General features: G+C 37.1%; 17 protein-coding genes. 4 read left to right on the top strand and 13 right to left on the bottom strand.

Features of this window, described 5'->3' with window-relative positions; genetic code table 11:
- Positions 1–138: 138 nt before the first annotated feature.
- The 10 genes from pcsB to yfmF form a co-directional block, all read right to left on the bottom strand.
- The gene (gene pcsB, locus HMPREF9184_RS07315; RefSeq protein ID WP_000726995.1) at positions 139–1344 is read right to left on the bottom strand and encodes a peptidoglycan hydrolase PcsB; all 1206 of its coding nucleotides are present in this window, start codon (positions 1342–1344) and stop codon (positions 139–141) included.
- A gap of 93 nt (positions 1345–1437) precedes the next feature.
- On the bottom strand, positions 1438–1932 hold the full coding sequence (mreD, locus tag HMPREF9184_RS07310) for a rod shape-determining protein MreD (RefSeq protein WP_001237924.1): 495 nt from the start codon (positions 1930–1932) through the stop codon (positions 1438–1440).
- Positions 1933–1934: 2 nt separating this feature from the next.
- The gene (mreC, locus tag HMPREF9184_RS07305; protein ID WP_001078964.1) at positions 1935–2750 is read right to left on the bottom strand and encodes a rod shape-determining protein MreC; all 816 of its coding nucleotides are present in this window, start codon (positions 2748–2750) and stop codon (positions 1935–1937) included.
- Between the two features lie 59 nt (positions 2751–2809).
- Positions 2810–3604, bottom strand: coding sequence for an energy-coupling factor transporter transmembrane component T family protein (locus HMPREF9184_RS07300; RefSeq protein WP_000377873.1), 795 nt, complete (start codon positions 3602–3604; stop codon positions 2810–2812).
- On the bottom strand, positions 3597–4436 hold the full coding sequence (locus HMPREF9184_RS07295; RefSeq protein WP_000513203.1) for an energy-coupling factor transporter ATPase: 840 nt from the start codon (positions 4434–4436) through the stop codon (positions 3597–3599). The genes HMPREF9184_RS07300 and HMPREF9184_RS07295 overlap by 8 nt, the downstream gene beginning before the upstream one ends.
- On the bottom strand, positions 4421–5248 hold the full coding sequence (locus tag HMPREF9184_RS07290) for an energy-coupling factor ABC transporter ATP-binding protein (RefSeq protein WP_000835740.1): 828 nt from the start codon (positions 5246–5248) through the stop codon (positions 4421–4423). Before HMPREF9184_RS07290 ends, HMPREF9184_RS07295 begins: the two co-directional genes overlap by 16 nt.
- Positions 5245–5790, bottom strand: a complete 546-nt coding sequence (gene pgsA / locus HMPREF9184_RS07285; RefSeq protein ID WP_000712153.1) for a CDP-diacylglycerol--glycerol-3-phosphate 3-phosphatidyltransferase — start codon at positions 5788–5790, stop codon at positions 5245–5247. Before pgsA ends, HMPREF9184_RS07290 begins: the two co-directional genes overlap by 4 nt.
- A gap of 10 nt (positions 5791–5800) precedes the next feature.
- Entirely contained in the window at positions 5801–6622 is an 822-nt protein-coding gene (gene rodZ / locus HMPREF9184_RS07280) for a cytoskeleton protein RodZ (RefSeq protein WP_001227982.1), read from the bottom strand.
- 36 nt (positions 6623–6658) lie between these two features.
- Complete coding sequence (gene yfmH / locus HMPREF9184_RS07275) at positions 6659–7942, bottom strand: EF-P 5-aminopentanol modification-associated protein YfmH (RefSeq protein WP_000177098.1); 1284 nt, start codon at positions 7940–7942, stop codon at positions 6659–6661.
- On the bottom strand, positions 7939–9189 hold the full coding sequence (yfmF, locus tag HMPREF9184_RS07270; protein ID WP_000424563.1) for an EF-P 5-aminopentanol modification-associated protein YfmF: 1251 nt from the start codon (positions 9187–9189) through the stop codon (positions 7939–7941). Before yfmF ends, yfmH begins: the two co-directional genes overlap by 4 nt.
- A gap of 158 nt (positions 9190–9347) precedes the next feature.
- On the opposite strand from yfmF, the gene yaaA reads away from it, so the two are divergent.
- Together yaaA and recF are read left to right on the top strand one after the other, a co-directional pair.
- A complete protein-coding gene (gene yaaA, locus HMPREF9184_RS07265; RefSeq protein WP_000455885.1) occupies positions 9348–9716 on the top strand; it encodes a S4 domain-containing protein YaaA in 369 nt (122 codons plus the stop codon).
- Between the two features lie 2 nt (positions 9717–9718).
- On the top strand, positions 9719–10816 hold the full coding sequence (gene recF / locus HMPREF9184_RS07260; protein WP_000266696.1) for a DNA replication/repair protein RecF: 1098 nt from the start codon (positions 9719–9721) through the stop codon (positions 10814–10816).
- Positions 10817–10867: 51 nt separating this feature from the next.
- On the opposite strand, the gene guaB is transcribed toward recF, so the two are convergent.
- Both guaB and trpS read right to left on the bottom strand, forming a co-directional pair.
- Positions 10868–12346 (bottom strand): IMP dehydrogenase, encoded by a 1479-nt coding sequence (guaB, locus tag HMPREF9184_RS07255; protein ID WP_000073409.1) that lies wholly within the window; start codon positions 12344–12346, stop codon positions 10868–10870.
- Between the two features lie 162 nt (positions 12347–12508).
- Complete coding sequence (gene trpS / locus HMPREF9184_RS07250; protein ID WP_000165453.1) at positions 12509–13534, bottom strand: tryptophan--tRNA ligase; 1026 nt, start codon at positions 13532–13534, stop codon at positions 12509–12511.
- A 195-nt stretch (positions 13535–13729) separates the two neighbouring features.
- On the opposite strand from trpS, the gene HMPREF9184_RS07245 reads away from it, so the two are divergent.
- Positions 13730–15352, top strand: a complete 1623-nt coding sequence (locus tag HMPREF9184_RS07245) for an ATP-binding cassette domain-containing protein (protein ID WP_000958792.1) — start codon at positions 13730–13732, stop codon at positions 15350–15352.
- A 61-nt stretch (positions 15353–15413) separates the two neighbouring features.
- On the top strand, positions 15414–17957 hold the full coding sequence (locus HMPREF9184_RS07240; RefSeq protein WP_000834491.1) for a YfhO family protein: 2544 nt from the start codon (positions 15414–15416) through the stop codon (positions 17955–17957).
- 30 nt (positions 17958–17987) lie between these two features.
- Here the strand turns inward: HMPREF9184_RS07240 and HMPREF9184_RS07235 are convergent, their stop codons facing one another.
- The gene (locus HMPREF9184_RS07235; RefSeq protein WP_000472061.1) at positions 17988–20642 is read right to left on the bottom strand and encodes a YhgE/Pip domain-containing protein; all 2655 of its coding nucleotides are present in this window, start codon (positions 20640–20642) and stop codon (positions 17988–17990) included.
- Between the last annotated feature and the right edge of the window lie 28 nt (positions 20643–20670).

The following is a 20670-nucleotide window of genomic DNA, read 5'->3' as shown; positions in this document are numbered from 1 at the left end:
GAGTATTATCGTTTACACGACAAGTTTCATTCTACCATATTTTATCAACATTTTCAAGTGATTTAGTCGATTTTTAGTAGAAGTCACAGTTTAAAAACAATAAAAGAGGTTCAAAATCGAACCTCTCCTTTTCGTTCATTAGTTTGGATAGATGTATGTTACGTAACCTTCAGAAGTTGTAGTTGGGTTGAACCATCCACGTTTGTTTCCGATTGTACGATCTCCACCGTAGTTTGATTCTGATACTTGAATACGAGTTGATGATGAAACTGCTGTAACAACCGCTACGTGTCCATAACCACCATCATTCCAACATGCAATCGCACCAACTTGTGGAGTTGAACCTGTACGGAATCCTGCTGCAGCTGCACTTGTTGCCCACTGAGCTCCGTTGCCCCAGTAATCTCCAGCCCAAGGTGCCAATGTTTTAGCTCCCCAAGTACATTCACCAGTTGGGTAACTTGATGCATTTGAGCTATATGTTGGACGAGTTCTAGTTACAGTTGGAGCAGGTGCTGGAGTGTAGCTTGAATCCTCATCATCAGATGTTGATGTCGCTTGCACTTGAGCTGAGAAACTTGTGTTTCCAGAAGCAACAACTGACTGTTGTTGGCTTGTTTGACGAGCTTTGTAAGCTGCTTCTGCTTCAGCTGCTGCTTTCGCTTCTGCTTCTGCAGTTGCTTTTTGTTCTAGCAAACTAGCTTTTTCACCTTCTGCAGTAGCTTTCTCAGCAGCAAGATTCAACTCTGCAACCTTCAGCTCAGCTTGCTTAGTTGTCAATGCCTGCGCATCATCAGCCAGTTTTTGTTGGTTAGCAATAACTGTATTGATTGCTTCATTATTGGCTACTTGTTTATCAGAAATTGCTTTTTTATCAGCCTTTTGTTGCTCCAACATTTTGTTGTTAGCCGATACAATCTCGCTCATTGCAGCAACACGCGAAATGGCTTCCGTGATTGATTTTGAGTTTACAATTGTATTAATGTAGCTAGTCGCAGCTCCATTTGTCTGTGCGCTACGTGCTTGTTTTTCTAAAGAAGCATTACGAGCCACGATATTTTTAGAAAGCTCTGTAATTTCTCCCTCAAGTTTTTTAGATTCAGCTTGTAATTTTTCGTTTTCGGCTTGCAAGCTTGCTTGCTCTGCTTGAATTGTTGAAACTTGACCTTGGATTTGATCCACTTGCTTTTGAGCTTCTTGCTGTTGCGCTGTCAAATCACTAATCTTATTATCTTGAGCAGCAATTTTTTCATCAGTTGTTTCTGCACGAACAGTTGTCAATACTGCCGTTTGTGAAACCAATACTGTACTTAACAAAAGTGACGCTAAGATTTTTTTCTTCATATTCTGTCGATACTCCTTCTATTTGAGACATTACTAGTATACCAAAAAAAGACATAATAAATATTACGCCTTTGTTACATTTATATTTCTTTCTTATAGATAAATCTTTTCAAAAATAAATTGAAAAATGACAATCCATAAAAAGTTCAGAATCATTGATGGGACAAGGCTATAGACGATGAATACCGGCATGGAATCTACAGTCAATCCCACAGCAAGAGCCAAAAGATAGCTCCCCATATCAAACAGAAAACTGATCACAATAATGGTCAACATCCTTGTCCAACGATTTGTCAAAATCACGCTGTTAAACTTGTGGAGCGAAGCACCAATCACGATAAACAAAAGCGTGGCAATTCCAATCAAGTGGAAAAAATAAATATCGTAAACCAAACCAACTATACAACAATATGCTAGATAGAGATACTCCGATACCTCGATTGTCTCAAATAAGAGAAACAAAAATAGAAAATGACTGGCTAAATGAAAGTGGGGGAAAAAGGATTCCACCAGTTGTCCAATATGAGCATCAATTAGAACAACAAAAGGGAGTAAAAAGAAAATTCCAACTTGTTTTAACAGTCTCATTACTAATTCCCCACTAACTCTACCACATGAAGATTTTTGGTGTCAGCACTTAACTTTACAGTTACCTCTCGTGTTAGATAATCACTGCTGTGCGTTGTACCAACAACCTCGCCAACAGGAATATCCTTAACATTAAAGTTTCCAAGCCCCCCTGTAGTCACCTTGTCTCCTGCGCTAATGTCACTGTTACTATTTAATTGGCTAATTTTAAGCAGTTCTGACTCCTTATCATAACCAACGATAATCCCGTAAATTTCAGTAGAACCATGTAGGATTTTAACGGAAATTTTGTCGGAATTTTCAGTGTTTGTCAGCAAGTTGACTGTTGTTGAATGCTCCTCTACTTTTGAAACACTACCAATCAAGCCACCGTTTGCAATGACCAACATGTTTTCAGAAACTCCTTTTGAACTTCCTGCATCAATTGTTAACTCTTGCTTCCAAGATACTGGAGCACGCATAATCACATCTGCTGCTAAGGTTTTTGTAGCCTGTAATTTTGACTTCATATCCAGCAGCTGACGTAGTTGTTCATTCTCTGATTTTAAACGTTCTGATTGATTAGACTCCACCTCTAATTGATAGAGTTGTTTTTTCAGACTTTCGTTTTCATTGTAAGTCTGTGTCAAATGTTCCAAATCTGATTTGAAAGCATCAAACCACTGAAAAGGTTTTTGAACAATTCTATCTACTAAGGAAATTCCATCTCCTAGTTTTGTCACAATAGCACTTGAATAAGTTGTAACTAATAGTACAGAAACTGCCAGAACTGTGACAAAAACGATGATTAGATATTTTGATTTTTTAAAACGGTTCATATTCCTACCTTTTTACTAAAGATCTACTACTGTGATTTTTTATCAATCTTATAAATCCACTAAGATTTTAAGAAAAATAAGAGACATCCCAGCACCAGAATCACAAGAATCGCCAGTGTATCCTTTTGACTCCATCTCAACTGTCTATACTGACTTCTGCCCTTTCCTCCCTGATAACCACGCGCTTCCATGGCTATTGCCAATGAATCTGCACGCTTTAAGCTAGTAGCAAAAAGAGGAATTAAAATCGGAATCATAGCCTTTACTTTTTGAACGATACTGCCTTCGCCAAAATCAACTCCACGGGCTTTTTGAGCATTCATAATCCGTGTCGTATCATCCATCAAGGTTGGAACAAAACGCAAACTCATTGATAACATGAGACCAATTTCATGCACGGGAACTTTCACGCGTTTTAGAGGCGCTAAAAGAGATTCAACTGCAGCTGCCAAACTCAAAGGCATGGTCGTTAACGTTAGCAAAGTTGAAAAGAAAATAATCAACACAAAACGACAGAAAATAATCCCAGCTTGTTGCAAAGCATAATCCGTTATTCTTATAAAAGAAAACTCAAATAAGACATTTCCACTTGAAATGAAAAAGAGTTGAAATAGAGTCGTAAAAGCAATCAAGAAAAACATGGATTTTAATCCCTGAACAAAAAATGAGAGGGAAACACCCGACAAAGCGATAAATACGCCTGTCGCTACAAAAAGAATGAGATTGGCGAAGGGATTATTAGCCCAAAATACAATCAAAATCAACAGGATCATAGCGAGCAATTTACTACGGGGATCCAAGCGATGAATGATGGAATCTCCTGGTATATAACGCCCTAAAATCATACTATCCATTTAGCGACTCCTTAAACTCCTCTATCTTGATTGGCAGTTTTTTAAAAGCTACACCTCTATCTGCCAAACGTTTACAAAAGGCTGTGATTTTAGGCACACCTAACTGCACATTTTCCATAAAGGTTACATCTTGGAAAACTTCGCTCGGTTTACCGCTTTTGATCAAACACCCCTTTTCCATAACGTAAACCTGATCAGCATACTCAGCTACGTCATCCATCAAATGCGTTACCAGAACGATTGTCATTCCAGCAAGGTGAAGTTTTTTAAACAGGGTCATCAATTCTTTTCTACCCAAAGGATCTAGCCCTGCTGTTGGCTCATCTAAAACTAAGACCGTTGGCTCCATAGCTAGCATACCTGCTATAGCCACACGTCTCATCTGACCACCCGAAAGTTCAAATGGACTCCTCTCAAAGAGGGACTCATCAATGCCCACCAAGGCTAACTTTTCACGCGCAATTTTCTTAGCTTCTTCCTCAGAAACTCCAAAATTTTGCGGTCCAAACGCAACATCTTTCAAAACAGTCTCTTCGAAAATCTGATTTTCAGCAAATTGAAACACTAGACCGACTTGCTTTCGAATCTGGCGAATTTCTTTATTGGTTGATGTAGGAGTAATGACAGTATCAAAAACTCGAACAGAACCCTTACTTGGTACCAGTAGGCCATTTAAAAGCTGTAAAATCGTCGATTTTCCACTACCTGTATGTCCTATCAAAGCTGTATAGGAGCCGTCCTCAATCGTCAAGGAAACATCAGTCAAGGCTGATGAAGATAAGGGAGTCCCCTCTTGATAGGTAAAGCTCACATTTTCTAGAGTAATTCCCATAACTTGTCCTCCAGCTCTCCTTCTGTCAAATAATTGTCAGGCACCTGATAGCCACTTTTTTTCAAAGATTCTCTCAGTTGGTTAGTAAAGGGATTATCTAAGCCTATCTGGTCAAGGTCATCCCGAGAAAAAAGTTCTCTTGGGCTGCTGGTTGACTCCACTTGGCCTTTTTTCATGACCAAAACACGGTCACTCATCGCAACTTCTTCCAAGTCATGCGTAATGGAGACGACTGTCATCTGGTAGTCTTTTCGAATCTCTTGAACTGTCTGAATCAGTTCTCTACGCCCCTCGGGATCCAACATACTTGTAGCCTCGTCCAGAATTAAAATAGCTGGTCTCAGAGCAACAACTCCTGCGATAGCCACCCGTTGTTTTTGTCCACCAGATAAGCGAGCTGGTTCTCTCTTCTTAAAGTCCAGCATACCCACTAACTCCAAGGATTCAGCCACTCTCTTCTTCATTTCTTCACGAGGAAGTCCCTGGTTTTCTAAGCCAAAGGCGACATCATCTTCAACAGTTGCCCCTACAAATTGGTTATCTGGATTTTGAAAAACCATACCAATTTGACGACGCAAGTCCCAAACATTCTCAGAAGACAGCAGTTGGTCATCTATCCAGATTTCTCCAGACTCTGCTTCAAGCAAACCATCAATCAAACGAATAGTTGTTGACTTTCCACTCCCATTATGACCTACAATTGAGAGCCACTCCCCACGTTTCACGTGAAACGAGACATTATTAACATCATAATGATCTTGGTCTTCCTTATAACGAAAAGACAGATTTTTTACTTCAATAATCGATTTCATTTCGAACCAAATGTCCCTTTGAATACATGAGCACTACCCTTGAAATAATCATAACCAGAGTAGATAGTGAAAAACAAAGCTGTATAAAGCAACAGTTGCCCAATTAAATTCCAGTGTAAGAGCAAAAAGATAATGGCAAACATTTGACTGAAGGTCTTGATTTTCCCTGGCATTGCTGCCGCCAGAACCGTTCCACCCGTCTCAACGAGCAACAGACGTAGGCCTGTCACAGCGAGTTCACGACAGATGATAATAGCAACAACCCAAGCTGGAGCCATACCTAACTCAATCAACATGATGAAAGCTGACATAACGAGCAACTTATCAGCCATTGGATCTGCAAACTTTCCAAAGTTGCTAACCACATTCCATTTTCGAGCAAGATACCCATCGAGATAATCTGTTATACTAGCAACTGCAAAGATAATCGCTGCCAGCAGGTGACTGCCTTGTGAATGACCCAAAGTCAAAACAAGAATAAAGAGAGGTATAAAGAGAATTCTACCAATTGTTAATACATTAGGGATTTGTTCTTTTTTCATTGGTTCTTCCTTAATTTGTAGTGAATGTAAGTGTCACAGTTCCAGTCTGAGTTGTCAGCTTCGAGGTATCGATTGTTTGGTTGTCCACAGTTAAAGAAACTCCCTTCACTACACCCAAAGTGATCGTCACAGGTCCTTTGGTCGAAACTGTTGTTTTTGCATTTTTATTGTCTGCGGATAGTGTTACACCACCTTCCAGCTCACTTCCTGAAACACTTACCCAACTAGTTGCATCTGATACTGCCAGTTGAACAGTAGCGGTTTCCTTACTCGTTTTATACCGAGCTTCAATGCGGTTTCCTTCACCTGACACTGTAATAGTTGATTCCGCAGTAGAAGATGAGCTTGATGTCTGACTACTAGAAGATGAACTAGTTGAGGTTGTTGAACTAGTTGAGTTCACAACGCTATAATTGGCTGACGAAGGACTTGGCTGAGTTTGGATGTAGTTCCAAACATAGTAAGTAACAAAAATTAAAATTGATAAAGCAAATAGAACAAAATAAAATAAAGGGAGATAAGATGTTTTTTTCTTATTTGACCGTCTACGACCAGACAAGTCTTCTTCATCAACATCGACCTCTTCATAGGTGATCATACTACCTGAATCATAGGCATCCAATACAATTCTTTCATCTAACTCTACTGCCCAAGCATATTTTCTTAAAAAAGAACGAGCATAAAAGGTGCTAGGAAGTTGATCGAAGTCATCCGCCTCCATAGCTTCTAGAAAATTCAACTGAATTTCCGTTTTTTCCTGCAATTCTTCTAAACTCAATCCTTGGTTAATTCTAGCTAAACGCAGAACCTCACCAATTGTTTTTTTTCTCATACTTACCATTCCTTCTTTCTAGTATTCTTGCCTTATTTAGGCAGGAAAGATTGTAAAATCAACTAGATCACCATCATCTATCAAACGATGACCAGCTTCTAAAACATCCTCCAAAGTAATTTCTTGTAAAATTTTTGGCAAATCAAAAATGGTTTCTCCACCATATATAGGATCGTATTGTGTCGCAATAAACTCCAGGGAGTTCATGCTAGTAAAAAATTCCCCAAACATCTCACTCTTAACAAGATCAAGATGTTCCTCTGTAAGATCTGAATCTTTCGTGAAGTTGAGAATAGCCTTTCGAAATTGATGCGACAACGAAACAGGTTCTTTCGTTTCCATCGTCAACATCACAAAATGAAAGCGACTATTTACCTCAACCTCTAGTGACAGTGACGCATCTAACTTCCCTGTCTCGTATAATCTTTGAAAACGATCTGAAGTCCAGCCAAACATCATCGTAAATAGCAATTTCAATAAAATGTTGTAACGATAAGATTCCTCTTCCGTTATTTGACCAGATCCTCTAATAGCAACAGCAAGTTTTGGTGAAGAAACTTCCATCCGAAGGCTATCTGTTTCTTTGACAGGCTGTAAAGCAAGCTTCTCCTTCCGTACTACCATGTCTTCCAAATTTCTAAGTTTTTTTTGCGAAAAATACTTCTCAACCGTATCTACATCAAAATTCCCAACTAAAAACAAAGACATATTGACAGGTTTGTAAAAGGCTGTAAAGTTATTTTTTAAGTCATTTAGCTGAATATTGTTAATTGATTTTTCACTTCCAACAATATCTGCTGCCAGAGGAGTATTGGGATAAAGATTTGCTAAAGTTGCAAAAAACAGACGCGAATCTGGATCGTCTTGGTACATCTCACGTTCCTGTTGGATAATTTCCCTCTCTCTCTCAACTGACTCTTCTGTAAAATGAGCAACTGTTACCAATTCTTCAAGCAAATCCAAATTTTCTGATAAATGATCTATTGTTGAAAACAAATAACTCGTCTTTGTAAAACTTGTAAAAGCATTGCTATCAGCTCCCAAGCGTGTAAAAGACTCCATAATATCTTCAGCATTTTCTCTCTCAAACAGTTTGTGTTCAAGAAAATGTGCAATTCCAGCTGGATAACACTGTAAACCTTTTTTAGATAGTGTAAAATTTGTGTCTACTGATCCAAATCGAACTGTTACAACTCCGTAAACTTCATTAAATTGTTTCTTAGGAAGGAGAGAAACTGTCAATCCATTTGATAGACGAGTCTGATAAACTGTCTCCTTTACAGCAGGATAGTATTTTTCTTCAAAGGTAACTAATGTCATTCTATTCCTTCCATAAAGTATATCGCTTGTAACCGAACACTATTTGCTGCTTTGCAGATAGCTTCTTTGTCAACTTGGTTTAATTTTTCAACCCAACTGTCAAAATCTGATGTAGATTTCTCTAACAGACTATTCAAATAAACTCGCTCGATTAGTGAGGTCTGACTATCTTGCGCAAGCAACAAGGTTCTACGAATCATCTCCTTGGTCTGTTCAATCTCCAAATCTGTAAAATTACCTTTTTTTAGTTCAAGTAATTGATGATTCATCAATTTTCTGGCTTGATTGCGATTTCCCCGATCAATGCCAGCATACATCCTCAATTGGCCACTAGACAAATCCAATTGACTGGAGATAGTGTAGGCTAGACCAGCATTTTCACGAACATTTGTAAAAAGCTTAGAATGAGCAAAACCACCTAATAGACCATTCATTACTACCATGGCCAAATGATGCTTGTCTCCATAGCTCGTAGAACAATGGTAAGCCAATTCTAAAACGGATTGGCTCACATTCTTACGAACCATTCCTTCCCGAAGGACATTTGAATATGGTTGTTGGTACTGAGGCTTGACATCAATTTGACGCCCAGTAAAGGAGAATGACCTCAACCACTCCTTCACTTCTACTTCATTAAAATCACCCAAGAAAAAGAAATCAATTCGATCATTTTTCAGAGCATCTTGAAAACAAGTGTAGCTATTTTCTGGGGACTCATTTGAAATACGATTTCGTAAATCACTGTATCTCAATTTAAGACGTTCATCATGGAAGAACAAGCTATCCAACTCCTTATGAGCAAAATAAAATGAATCATCCATATCAGTAGCTAAGCTAGCCAATAATTGTTTTTTTTCAATTTCAAACAAGGTTGGCTCAAAAGCACCATCTTGAACTAAGGGAGCAAATAAAGTCTGTTTCACCAATTCCAAAATTTGAGAAGTCAAGAAATTTTTTTTACTCAAAAACTCATCCCGCACATAGGTAAATGTTAAGTCAAGAATATGTGCCTGTCCTCTACGATAAGCACTCGTAGAAATATCTGCTCCGTACAAACTTGCTAAATATCTACGAAAAGCTTGAGAAGTTGGGTAAGCTTTATTGGCAGTCTCCAACATACTCGCACTTAACATGCGTCCTGCTACTGTCTCAAGAGATAAGGAAGCAGTAAAACGAACAATGATTTTATTTGTTTTAAACTTTTTGGATTGAACAAAATGTGCTGAAATTCCAGGCACTAATTCCATACCTTACCTCCTTACATATAGAGTTCTATTATATCACGAAAAGGAAAATATTTCTTATTCTCTTTACCGCTTTTAAAATAAAAATCGTTTTCATTTCCAGTGATTTCGCTCACTTAATTCTAAGAAATATGGTATAATACCTTAGATTGAGGTGAATTATGGAATACAAATTATTTGAAGAATTTATTACGCTCCAAGCCCTCCTAAAAGAGCTTGGAATTATACAAAGCGGTGGTGCTATTAAATCCTTTTTGATGGAACATCAAGTTTACTTTAATGGTGAATTAGAAACTAGACGTGGAAAAAAGATCCGTATAGGAGATATAATTGACATCCCTGATTTAAAGATTGACATCACCTTGACACAACCAAGTTTAAAAGAGCAAGAAGAATACCAAGCAGATAAGATTGAAAAAGAGCGGATTGCTAAACTTGTCAAAGAGATGAATAAGGGTGTAAAGAAAGAAAAACAAAAAACTACTTTATCACCTAAAACCAAACAAGCTCCACGTTTTCCAGGAAGATAATCATGTGGCTCCAACATTTAACAATAAAAACCTTTCGCAACTACAAAGAGACGAAAATTGATTTTAATCCAAAATTAAACGTCTTTTTAGGTCAAAATGCACAAGGAAAGACCAATATTCTAGAAGCAATCTATTTCTTGGCCTTGACTCGTAGTCATCGTACTCGGACAGATAAAAATCTCATTCATTTTGATGAAGAACAACTCCATCTTTCTGGCTTGCTACAGAAAAAAACAGGCTCTATCCCTCTAGAAATTGATCTAACACCGAAAGGGCGTGTGACTAAAGTCAATCACTTAAAACAAGCTCGCCTCTCAGACTATATCGGACATATGAATGTGGTCCTCTTCGCACCTGAAGATCTCCAGCTAATAAAAGGAGCGCCCTCCGTTCGTCGAAAGTTTATAGATATAGAACTGGGACAAATTAAACCAATCTACTTGTCAGACTTGTCAAACTACAACCATATACTCAAACAAAGAAATACCTACCTAAAATCCAGCCAAAAGATTGACGAAACTTTTCTATCAGTCTTAGATGATCAGTTAGTAGAGTATGGTTGTCGCGTCATAAAACATCGGATAAAATTCATTAAAGACTTAGAAAAATTTGGTCAAAAAAAACACTTAGAAATTTCAAACCAATCAGAAGAGTTGTCAATATCTTATCAATCAACTGTCAACTTCACTAATGAAGAAGTCTTAAAGGATTCTTTTAAAATGGCTATAGAGAAAAGTAGATCAAGAGATTTATTTAAAAAGAATACTGGTGTTGGCCCTCATCGAGATGACATTGCTTTCTATATCAATGGTATGGATGCTAGTTTTGGAAGTCAAGGGCAACATCGTAGTCTTGTACTTTCTATCAAACTAGCAGAAATTGAACTAATGGAAAGCATTACTAACGAGTCTCCAATACTCTTGCTTGACGATGTTATGAGTGAACTTGACAACACACGACAACTAAAATTACTAGAAACTATTTCACAATCTATCCAAACCTTCATCACAACAACAAGTTTAGACCACTTGCAAAATTTGCCAGAAAATCTTAGTATCTTCAATATCCAAAGCGGTAAAATTTCTGTAAATCAAAATTGACAACTTTGTAAACAAAAAGAACTCCTGAAATTCAGGAGTTCTTTTTACTACTTACATGGAGTAGTTTGGCGCCTCATTAGTGATTTGTACATCATGAGGATGGCTTTCTTTTAGACCAGCCCCAGACATTTCAATAAATTGGGCATTATCGTGTAGTTCTTTAAGGTTAGCTGCACCACAGTAACCCATACCAGAGCGAATACCACCAATCATTTGGAAGACGATATCGGCTGCAGCACCTTTATAGGCAACACGGCCTTCAATTCCTTCTGGAACAAGTTTGTTTGCTTCATTGACAGAACCTTGGAAGTAACGGTCACTTGAACCTTTCTTCATTGCAGCGATTGATCCCATACCACGGTAAGTCTTGAACTTACGCCCCTGGAAAATTTCAGTTTCGCCTGGTGCTTCGTCTGTTCCAGCAAACATTGAACCAAGCATAACTGCATTTCCACCTGCAGCAAGGGCTTTTACAATATCTCCAGAATACTTGATTCCACCATCGGCAATAATCGTTTTTCCATATTCGCGCGCAATTGCTGCAGCATCATAAATTGCTGTCACTTGTGGGACACCCACACCTGCAATCACACGAGTAGTGCAGATAGAACCTGGTCCAATTCCAACTTTGACAACATCTACACCTGCTTCATAAAGAGCACGCGCACCTTCTGCTGTTGCAATATTACCAGCAATCAAAGTACGGTCTGGGAAGTGAGCACGAATTTCAGCAATTTTACGTAGAACCCCAGCAGAGTGACCATGTGCAGTATCAATAACAATTGCGTCGGCTCCTGCTTCAAAGAGAGCCTCTGCACGTTCAAATGTATCTGAAGTGACACCCACCGCACCAGCAACTAGAAGACGGCCAAATTCATCTTTGGCAGCATTTGGAAACTCAATAACTTTTTCAATATCCTTAATAGTAATCAATCCAGAAAGACGGCCAAATTCATCTACCAAGGGAAGTTTTTCAATACGGTGTTCTTGAAGAATATGTTCAGCTGTTGCAAGATCTGTACCAACAGGGGCAGTGACAAGATTTTCACTGGTCATATGGTTTGAGATTGGTTGATTGTAATCTGAAATAAAGCGAAGATCTCGATTTGTTAAAATACCAACCAATTTACGATTTTCAAGTGTTTCTACAACTGGAACACCACTGATACGGTAACGTCCCATCAGTTCGTCTGCCTCAGCAATGGTATGTTCTGGAGTCAAGAAGAATGGATCAATAATAACACCATTTTCAGAACGTTTTACCTTGCGAACTTCATCCGCCTGTTGCGCAATAGACATATTTTTATGGATTACTCCAAGACCACCCGCACGAGCAATAGCAATAGCCATTTGACTTTCTGTTACTGTATCCATGGCGGCTGTTATAATTGGGATATTTAAAGTCAGATTATCTGCCAATTTTGTTGTTAAATCTGCATCATTAGGCAACACATGACTTTCTGCTGGAATGAGCAATACATCATCAAAGGTAAAACCTTTTTTTAAAAATTTAGTATCCCAATTAGACATTGAAGTTTCCTCTTTTCTTTCTTTTTGAGCTTGACTCTTTTTGTATTGTATCTATCATACCATTCTATGAAAATTTGTCAATTATATTTATAACAGAAAACATAAAAAAACTATCCCTGTGATTCTATGGAAGAGATAGTTTTACGATTCATATTTTATCTATTATTTAAAATAATTTAGTCCCATTGCTCCCTTAACTTCAGATAGAGTTTGCCCCGCAACCTCACGAGCTTTTTCACTCCCTTTCTGAAGCATATTGTACACTTCACCCATATCCTTAGCAAATTCGATACGGCGCTCACGAATAGGACCAAGTTCGCGTTCGAGTATTTCAAGTAGATAACGTTTCGTCTTTACATCACCAAGACCACCACGTTGATAATGTTCTTTCATATCTGCAATGTCTTGAGCATCTTCTGGACGACCAAAAACATCTAGATAATGAAAAACCATATTTCCTTCAATCTTACCTGGATCCTCCACTCGAATATGGTCCGGATCAGTATACATGCTCATGACTTTTTTACGCAAGGTATCTGCATCATCAGCTAGATAAATACCATTATTAAGGGATTTAGACATTTTAGCATTTCCATCTAGACCAGGCAAACGTCCTGCTCTCTCATTTTCTGGATAAATACCTTCTGGTTCCACCAAAACATCACAGTTATATGCGTTATTAAAGGAACGAACAATTTCACGAGTTTGCTCAATCATTGGTTTTTGGTCTGTTCCTACAGGAACATAATTAGCCTTAAAGGCTGTGATATCAGCTGCTTGCGCAATTGGATAAACCAAAAATCCTGTCGGAATACTTTCTCCAAATCCTTTCTGAGCAATCTCTGTTTTTACTGTCGGATTGCGCTCCAAACGAGCTAGTGAAACCAAATTCATATAGTACATAGACAGCTCAGCCAACTCTGGAATTTGACTTTGAATAAAGATAGTCGATTTACTAGGGTCCAATCCAACTGCTAGGTAATCCAAGGCAACATTCCCAATCGATTCTACAATCGTTTGAGGGTCTTTGGCGTGATCTGTCAAGGCTTGTTGGTCCGCCAAAAAAACAAACATGTCATACTTGTCTTCTTCCTGCAGCAATACTCTATTTTTAAGACTCCCAACATAATGTCCAATATGCAGTTTTCCTGTTGGGCGATCTCCTGTTAAAATAATGGGTTTCGTCATTTTTTTCTCCTTCGAAATGGTCTCTTCAATTATAGCATTTTTTTGTTAAAATAACAGAAAATTATTTAAATCAAACAACTAACTCTTTGTAAATAAACCTGTAAACTTAATTGATACAAAATTGACAAACAAAAATTTGAATATTTCTCTCTTTTCTAGTAGAATAAATGTATTACATATTATAGGAGAAAAACATTGCTTACAGTATCTGATGTTTCACTACGTTTTAGTGATCGCAAACTTTTTGATGATGTCAACATCAAATTTACAGAAGGAAATACATACGGATTAATTGGTGCTAATGGTGCAGGGAAGTCAACATTCTTAAAAATCTTAGCTGGTGATATCGAGCCGACAACTGGTCATATCTCTCTTGGTCCAGATGAACGTCTCTCTGTTCTCCGTCAAAATCATTTTGACTATGAAGATGAGCGAGTTATTGATGTTGTCATTATGGGAAATGAAAAACTTTACAACATCATGAAAGAAAAAGATGCCATTTACATGAAGGAAGATTTTTCCGATGAAGATGGTGTTCGTGCAGCTGAACTCGAAGGTGAATTTGCCGAACTTGGAGGTTGGGAGGCAGAGAGCGAAGCATCTCAACTACTTCAAAACCTAAATATTCCAGAAGAATTGCACTACCAAAACATGAGCGAATTGGCCAATGGTGAAAAAGTGAAGGTTCTCCTTGCCAAAGCACTTTTTGGCAAACCAGATGTTCTTCTCTTGGACGAGCCGACCAACGGTTTGGACATCCAATCAATTACTTGGCTAGAAGACTTCTTGATTGACTTTGATAACACCGTTATCGTTGTTTCCCATGACCGTCACTTCTTAAACAAAGTATGTACTCACATGGCCGACCTTGACTTTGGAAAAATCAAACTCTATGTCGGAAACTACGACTTCTGGAAGGAATCTTCTGAGCTTGCTGCTAAATTGCTAGCAGACCGTAATGCTAAGGCAGAAGAAAAAATTAAGCAATTGCAAGAATTCGTTGCTCGCTTCTCTGCTAATGCTTCTAAATCAAGACAAGCAACGTCTCGTAAAAAAATGCTTGACAAGATTGAATTAGAAGAGATTGTGCCATCCAGTCGTAAATATCCATTTATCAACTTTAAAGCAGAACGTGAGATTGGTAATGATCTCTTGACAGTAGAAAACCTAACTGTAAAGATTGATGGTGAAACTATCTTGGATAATATTAGTTTCATCTTGCGTCCAGGTGATAAGACGGCTCTTATTGGACAAAATGATATCCAAACGACTGCATTAATTCGTGCAATCATGGGTGACATTGACTATGAAGGAACCGTCAAGTGGGGAGTTACTACTAGCCGTTCTTACTTGCCAAAAGACAACTCGGCTGATTTTGCAGGGGGAGAGTCAATCCTTGATTGGTTGCGTCAATTTGCAAGTAAAGAAGAGGATGATAATACCTTCTTACGTGGTTTCCTTGGTCGTATGCTCTTCTCTGGTGATGAGGTTAACAAACCTGTAAACGTCTTGTCAGGTGGAGAAAAAGTACGTGTCATGCTCTCAAAACTCATGCTCTTGAAATCAAATGTCCTTGTACTTGATGATCCAACAAATCACTTGGATTTGGAATCTATTTCAAGCTTGAACGATGGATTGAAAAACTTTAAAGAATCAATCATCTTTGCCAGTCATGACCACGAGTTTATCCAAACTTTGGCAAACCATATCATTGTTTTGTCTAAGAATGGCGTCATCGATCGTATTGATGAAACCTATGATGAATTCCTAGAAAATGCAGAAGTACAAGCAAAAGTCAAAGACCTTTGGAAAGACTAAATAAGACTTCAAAACTCAGTTGGGTTAACCAACTGAGTTTTCTATCATTCTACGAGGTAACATGAAATCATTTTTTAAAACATATTGGACCTATTTTATTTCTTTCATCATTCCTGTAGTGATTATGTCTGGAGTATATCTATCTCAAGGTATCTACTGGAATAGTGATACATCTCCACTATTAGGAGATGGTTTCCATCAATACGTTATTTTTGATGTGGCTTTACGGAATATTCTACATGGAAATGGTAGTTTGTTTTACACCTTTACAAGTGGCCTCGGACTGAATTTCTATGCTCTATCTAGTTATTACTTAGGTAGCTTTCTTTCACCTATAGTTTACTTTTTTAATCTGTCGAATATGCCAGATGCTGTTTATCTGACCACTCTATTAAAATTTGGATTGATTGGTCTGTCAACCTTCTTTAGTTTAAATAAATTATTTCAATCTATCCCTCAACCTTTAAAACTGGCCTTATCCACTTCCTATGCTTTAATGAGCTTCACTGTCAGTCAGTTAGAGATAAAAACCTGGTTAGATGTTTTTATCTTAATTCCTTTAATTATAACTGGCTTACACATACTTATAACACAAAAGAAGCGTCTACTATACTTTACAAGTCTGTCAATTTTGTTTATTCAAAACTATTATTTTGGATATATGACAGCATTGTTCCTTATTTTCTGGTATCTCTGCCAAATTTCTTGGGACTTTAAAAATCGAAAATCATCTTTTCTTGATTTTGTTGTTACTTCCTTTTTAGCAGGAATGGCTAGTTTAATTATGACTCTTCCTACATTGTTTGATTTACAAACTCATGGGGAGAAGTTAACTGCCATCACAAAATTAAAAACAGACAGTAGCTGGTATTTAGATATTTTCGCAAAACAATTCATTGGATCCTTTGATACAACTAAGTATGGATCTATACCAATGATTTTTGTTGGATTGCTTCCTTTTATTTTAACCATTCTATTTTTCACAATAAAATCTATTAAGTTTCACGTGAAACTTACCTATGCAATTTTCTTTATTTTTTTAATAACAAGCTTTTACATAGAGGCACTTGATTTATTTTGGCAGGGGATGCATACCCCTAATATGTTTTTACATCGCTATGCTTGGATTTTTTCTACTCTGTTAATTTATACTGCAGCAGAAGTCTTAAATCGCCTGAAAGAATTGAAGCTATGGAATCTATTTGTCTCACTTTTTCTTGTACTAACAGGATTTCTAGCTACTGTATACTTTAAATCACACTATTCTTTTTTAACAGATTTGAATATCTTACTCACACTTGAATTTCTACTAGTTTATTCTCTTTTATTCCTTGCAGTCATCAGAAAATTTATCTCTGTAAATCTATTTGCAATTCTTTTGTCTTTATTTATAACAGCTGAGATATGCTTAAACGCTTCATCTCAAATGGAAGGAATCGCTAAAGAATGGGCCTTTGCTTCTCGTAGCGCCTATAATAGAGATATCATTGCTATGGAATCCATTATAAACCAAATTGACGATCCATTTACACGTACTGAGAAACTGCAAATTCAAACTGGAAATGACAGTATGAAATTTAACTACAATGGAATCTCTCAATTTTCGTCTGTACGAAATCGTTCAGCTAGCACTAGTTTAGATAAACTTGGATTCAAATCTTCTGGAACCAATCTCAATCTCCGTTATGCAAATAACAGTATTTTGGCGGATAGTTTATTTGGAATCCAGTACAATATTTCAGAAACTCCCCTTTATAAATATGGATTTCAAGAGATTTATCAAAAGGATCATTTAACCTTATATAAAAATCAACTTTCCCTCCCCATTGCTTTTGCTACTCAATCTATTTACACAGATGTAAACTTTAATAATCATACTCTGGATAATCAGGCTTTATTTATAAACCAGCTCGCTAATCTCAACTTAGATTACTTTTCCCAAATAGCATATGATAAAACAGATACTTCAGATGGTTTAACGAGCATCACAGGTTCTGCGAATGAAGATGCAAAGATTGATTATCAAATTGAGGTTCCTCAAAATAGTCAAGTCTATCTCTCTTTTTCAAATCTTCATTTTACAAATGATAAGCAAAAGAAAGTTGACATCCTTGTCAACGGTGAAAAAAAGACTTTTACAACTGACAATACCTTTAATTTCTTTAATTTAGGCTATACAGAAGAACAAAAAACTTTCAATATCAATGTTAGCTTCCCTGGAAATTCTCAAGTGTCATTTGAAACTCCAACCTTCTATCGTTTAGATACCCAAGCTTTGACTGAGGCAATCCAAAAGATTAAAGAACAACCTGTAGAAGTATCTACCTCTAAAAACAAGGTCTTTGCTACATATGAAGTCAAACAGGATGCCTCTATTTTCTTCACCATTCCTTATGACAAAGGTTGGTCTGCTTATCAAGATGGAAAAAAACTTGAAATCAAGCAGGCTCAAACTGGTTTTATGAAGGTTGATGTTCCAAAAGGAAAAGGAACCATTACACTTTCCTTCATTCCCAATGGTTTTGTTATTGGAGCAGTCTGCTCAGTAACTGCCATTCTTCTTTTTGGGATCTATAATTACAAACGAAATTCATCTATGACATAAAAAAATCGACCAATTCCTTGGTCGATTTTTTTAATCTTCTTCTATTTTCTTAGGTTGATAAGCTAGCATACCTAAAGCAGTAAAGAAAGCTAGTGTTATAATAAGGAAAATCACTTGGTGATGAATATTTCCTGTCATAGAGATTGTTTGTCGTAAGCCTGATACCGAGTAACTCATTGGTAACCATGGGTTGATAGTTTTAAAGAAATCATTTGTCAAAGCAAGTGGATAAGTTCCTGCACTTGATGCTAACTGTAGTAATAGTAGAATAAGAGAGAAGAAGGCTCCTAAACGGCTATTCCAAGTTGTTAAAGCTGTCACCATAGACATGAAGGCTAAACTTGTGATTATAATTAGAATTAAGGTTCTTATCTCATGGTTAGCAGTCAATCCAATAAGATGGACACCTCCATAAACTAAAACACCTGCTAAGACAGCTATAATCCCATTTATTTCAGATCGAGACTTCAACCAAGCCCAACGGCTCTCTGGATGACGTCCAGAAGGCAACTTCGCAAAAATCATATTAGTAGATATAGCAGCAACAAAAAGAGCAACTGATATCATATAAGGAGCCATGGCAATCCCATTTACAGGAACTTGGTCATTATCTATTTTTGAGAGAACTAGAGGCTCAGATAATGTTTCTGCATTCTCAGATTCTGTTGATGCTGATTTGAGCTGATTATTAGCATTTCCTAATCCTTGTCCTAATGAATCAACTCCTGTCTGTAAATCTTCAAGTCCAGAAGTTAAGTTTGTTCCACCTTCTGCTAGTTTTCCAGCACCATCTGCAATCTTCATAGCACCACTTCCTAGTTGAGATGCTGCAGAAAGTAACTGTGTTGATTTATCTGTTAATTGACCAGAGCCAAATTGTAATTTAGTAAGACCTGCTATTAACTCTGGACTCTTATTATTCAATTGAGCAGAACCAGATGACAAACTTTCTATACCTGATACTAATTCTGGAGCTTTTCCAGCTAACGCATCTACTCCAGCTGTCAAGGTTGATGTATTTTCTGTCAACTTACTTGATCCAGAAACTAATTGATTTAGACTAGTTGTTAAATTTGCATTTTTTTCACTTAGTTTATTGGCACCTATAGAAATTGTGTCCAGTCCCTTAGTGTAGTTTACAACTCCTTTTTCAATTGACTGACTTCCAGGAACTAAATGATTGTCTACAGTAGTTTGCAACTTTGTAAAACCACTTGACAAAGTTGTCAAGGAGCTAGATGCTAAGGGTAAAAGTTGATTTGCCTTCGTCTGCACATCAGATAGATTAGAGACTTGTTGTTCTGAATTCTCTATACCTTCTTTCAATCCTCCTACTGTCGTTAAAATTGTTTTTGCTGACTCAATAGTAGAATTAGAATTTTTAGAAATAGCTTCTGTCAGTTCTTTCTTCTGTTCATCTGTGAGAGATTGATAAGTAGCTGTTGATTGAAGGTTAGCAATAGTTTTCTCTTGTTCTGTCTGACTTTTGGTCACAATGTCCTGTGCAAGAGTTGTTAGATTTGGCAAAACTTCTGACAATATACTTTTCAGTTGAGTATTATCTGATATTGTAAGAGCTTGTAGTGTTTTATTCAGTTCTCCTAGACTAGTTGCCAATTGAGTAATTTGTTTATTTTGTTGAGATGAGGACTTTAATTGACTTGAAATTTCTTTAATACCAGTATTTAATTGCTCTATTCCATCTCTTAGTGTATCTGATTGATTGGATAATTGACTTGTTCCATTAGAAAGTTTTTCTACACTACTTGTATAAGCATTTACACCAACTGAAAATTGACTGAGACCTGTATCCAATTGTGAAACCCCACCTGTATAGGACTTTATACCTGTATTCAGCTGATTTACACCTGCCACCAATTCAGGAGTTCTTGAGGCCAATTGACCAAGTCCAGTGTCAACCTGTGAAACTGCATTTGTATAACTTTGTAAACCACTATTAAAAGTTCCTAAACCAAGATGTAATTGCTCTATGGCAGACACATAGGCAGACAATCCTTTTGTAAATTGATTAGCTCCATTTGAAAAAGTTACACTTGAGTTAGCTAGAGTATTGAGATTTGTCGTCAATGTTTGACTTCCTTTTGCTAACTGATTAGTCCCATCAGCCAGTTGTTCACTTCCATCAGCTGCTTTATTTATCCCAGACTTCAAGTCACTCATTTTTTGAAATAGTGCCTTGGTATATGTTTCAGTTACATTCGTAGAGACGGTTTGTTTTAATTGTGTCATTGCAGAATCACTCATCTTGCTTGCAATAAAGCTATGTCCACTTGAAGTTTGATAATCAATTTGCATCTGTTCAGGGTGATTTGTTAGGATTGAAGTAGCTTTTTCAGATAGATCACTTGGTAAAGTCACTAACATATAGTATTCGCCATCATCTAGCCCCTTTTCCCCCTCTTCTTCATTGACAAAATGAAAATCTAAAGTCTTATTTTCTTTTAAATTAGACACCATGTCTTCACCTATTGTCATTGTCTGTCCATTATAAGAAGCTTCCTTATCTTTATTGACAACTGCTACAGGTAACTCTGACAATTGACCATATGGGTCCCACATGGATGATAAAAATATGATGTTGTATAATGCTGGAATGAGAGAAATCCCTATCATTACAATGATAAAGGTCGGTTTTTTAAATATTGCTTTCCATTCTTTAAACATGTCTCCTCCTTTTTTAAACATATTGTCT

Origin of the sequence: Streptococcus sp. oral taxon 058 str. F0407, assembly GCF_000235485.1 — a bacterium.
In the GTDB taxonomy this organism is placed as follows: domain Bacteria; phylum Bacillota; class Bacilli; order Lactobacillales; family Streptococcaceae; genus Streptococcus.
This window is presented reverse-complemented; position numbering and strand designations above follow the sequence as displayed.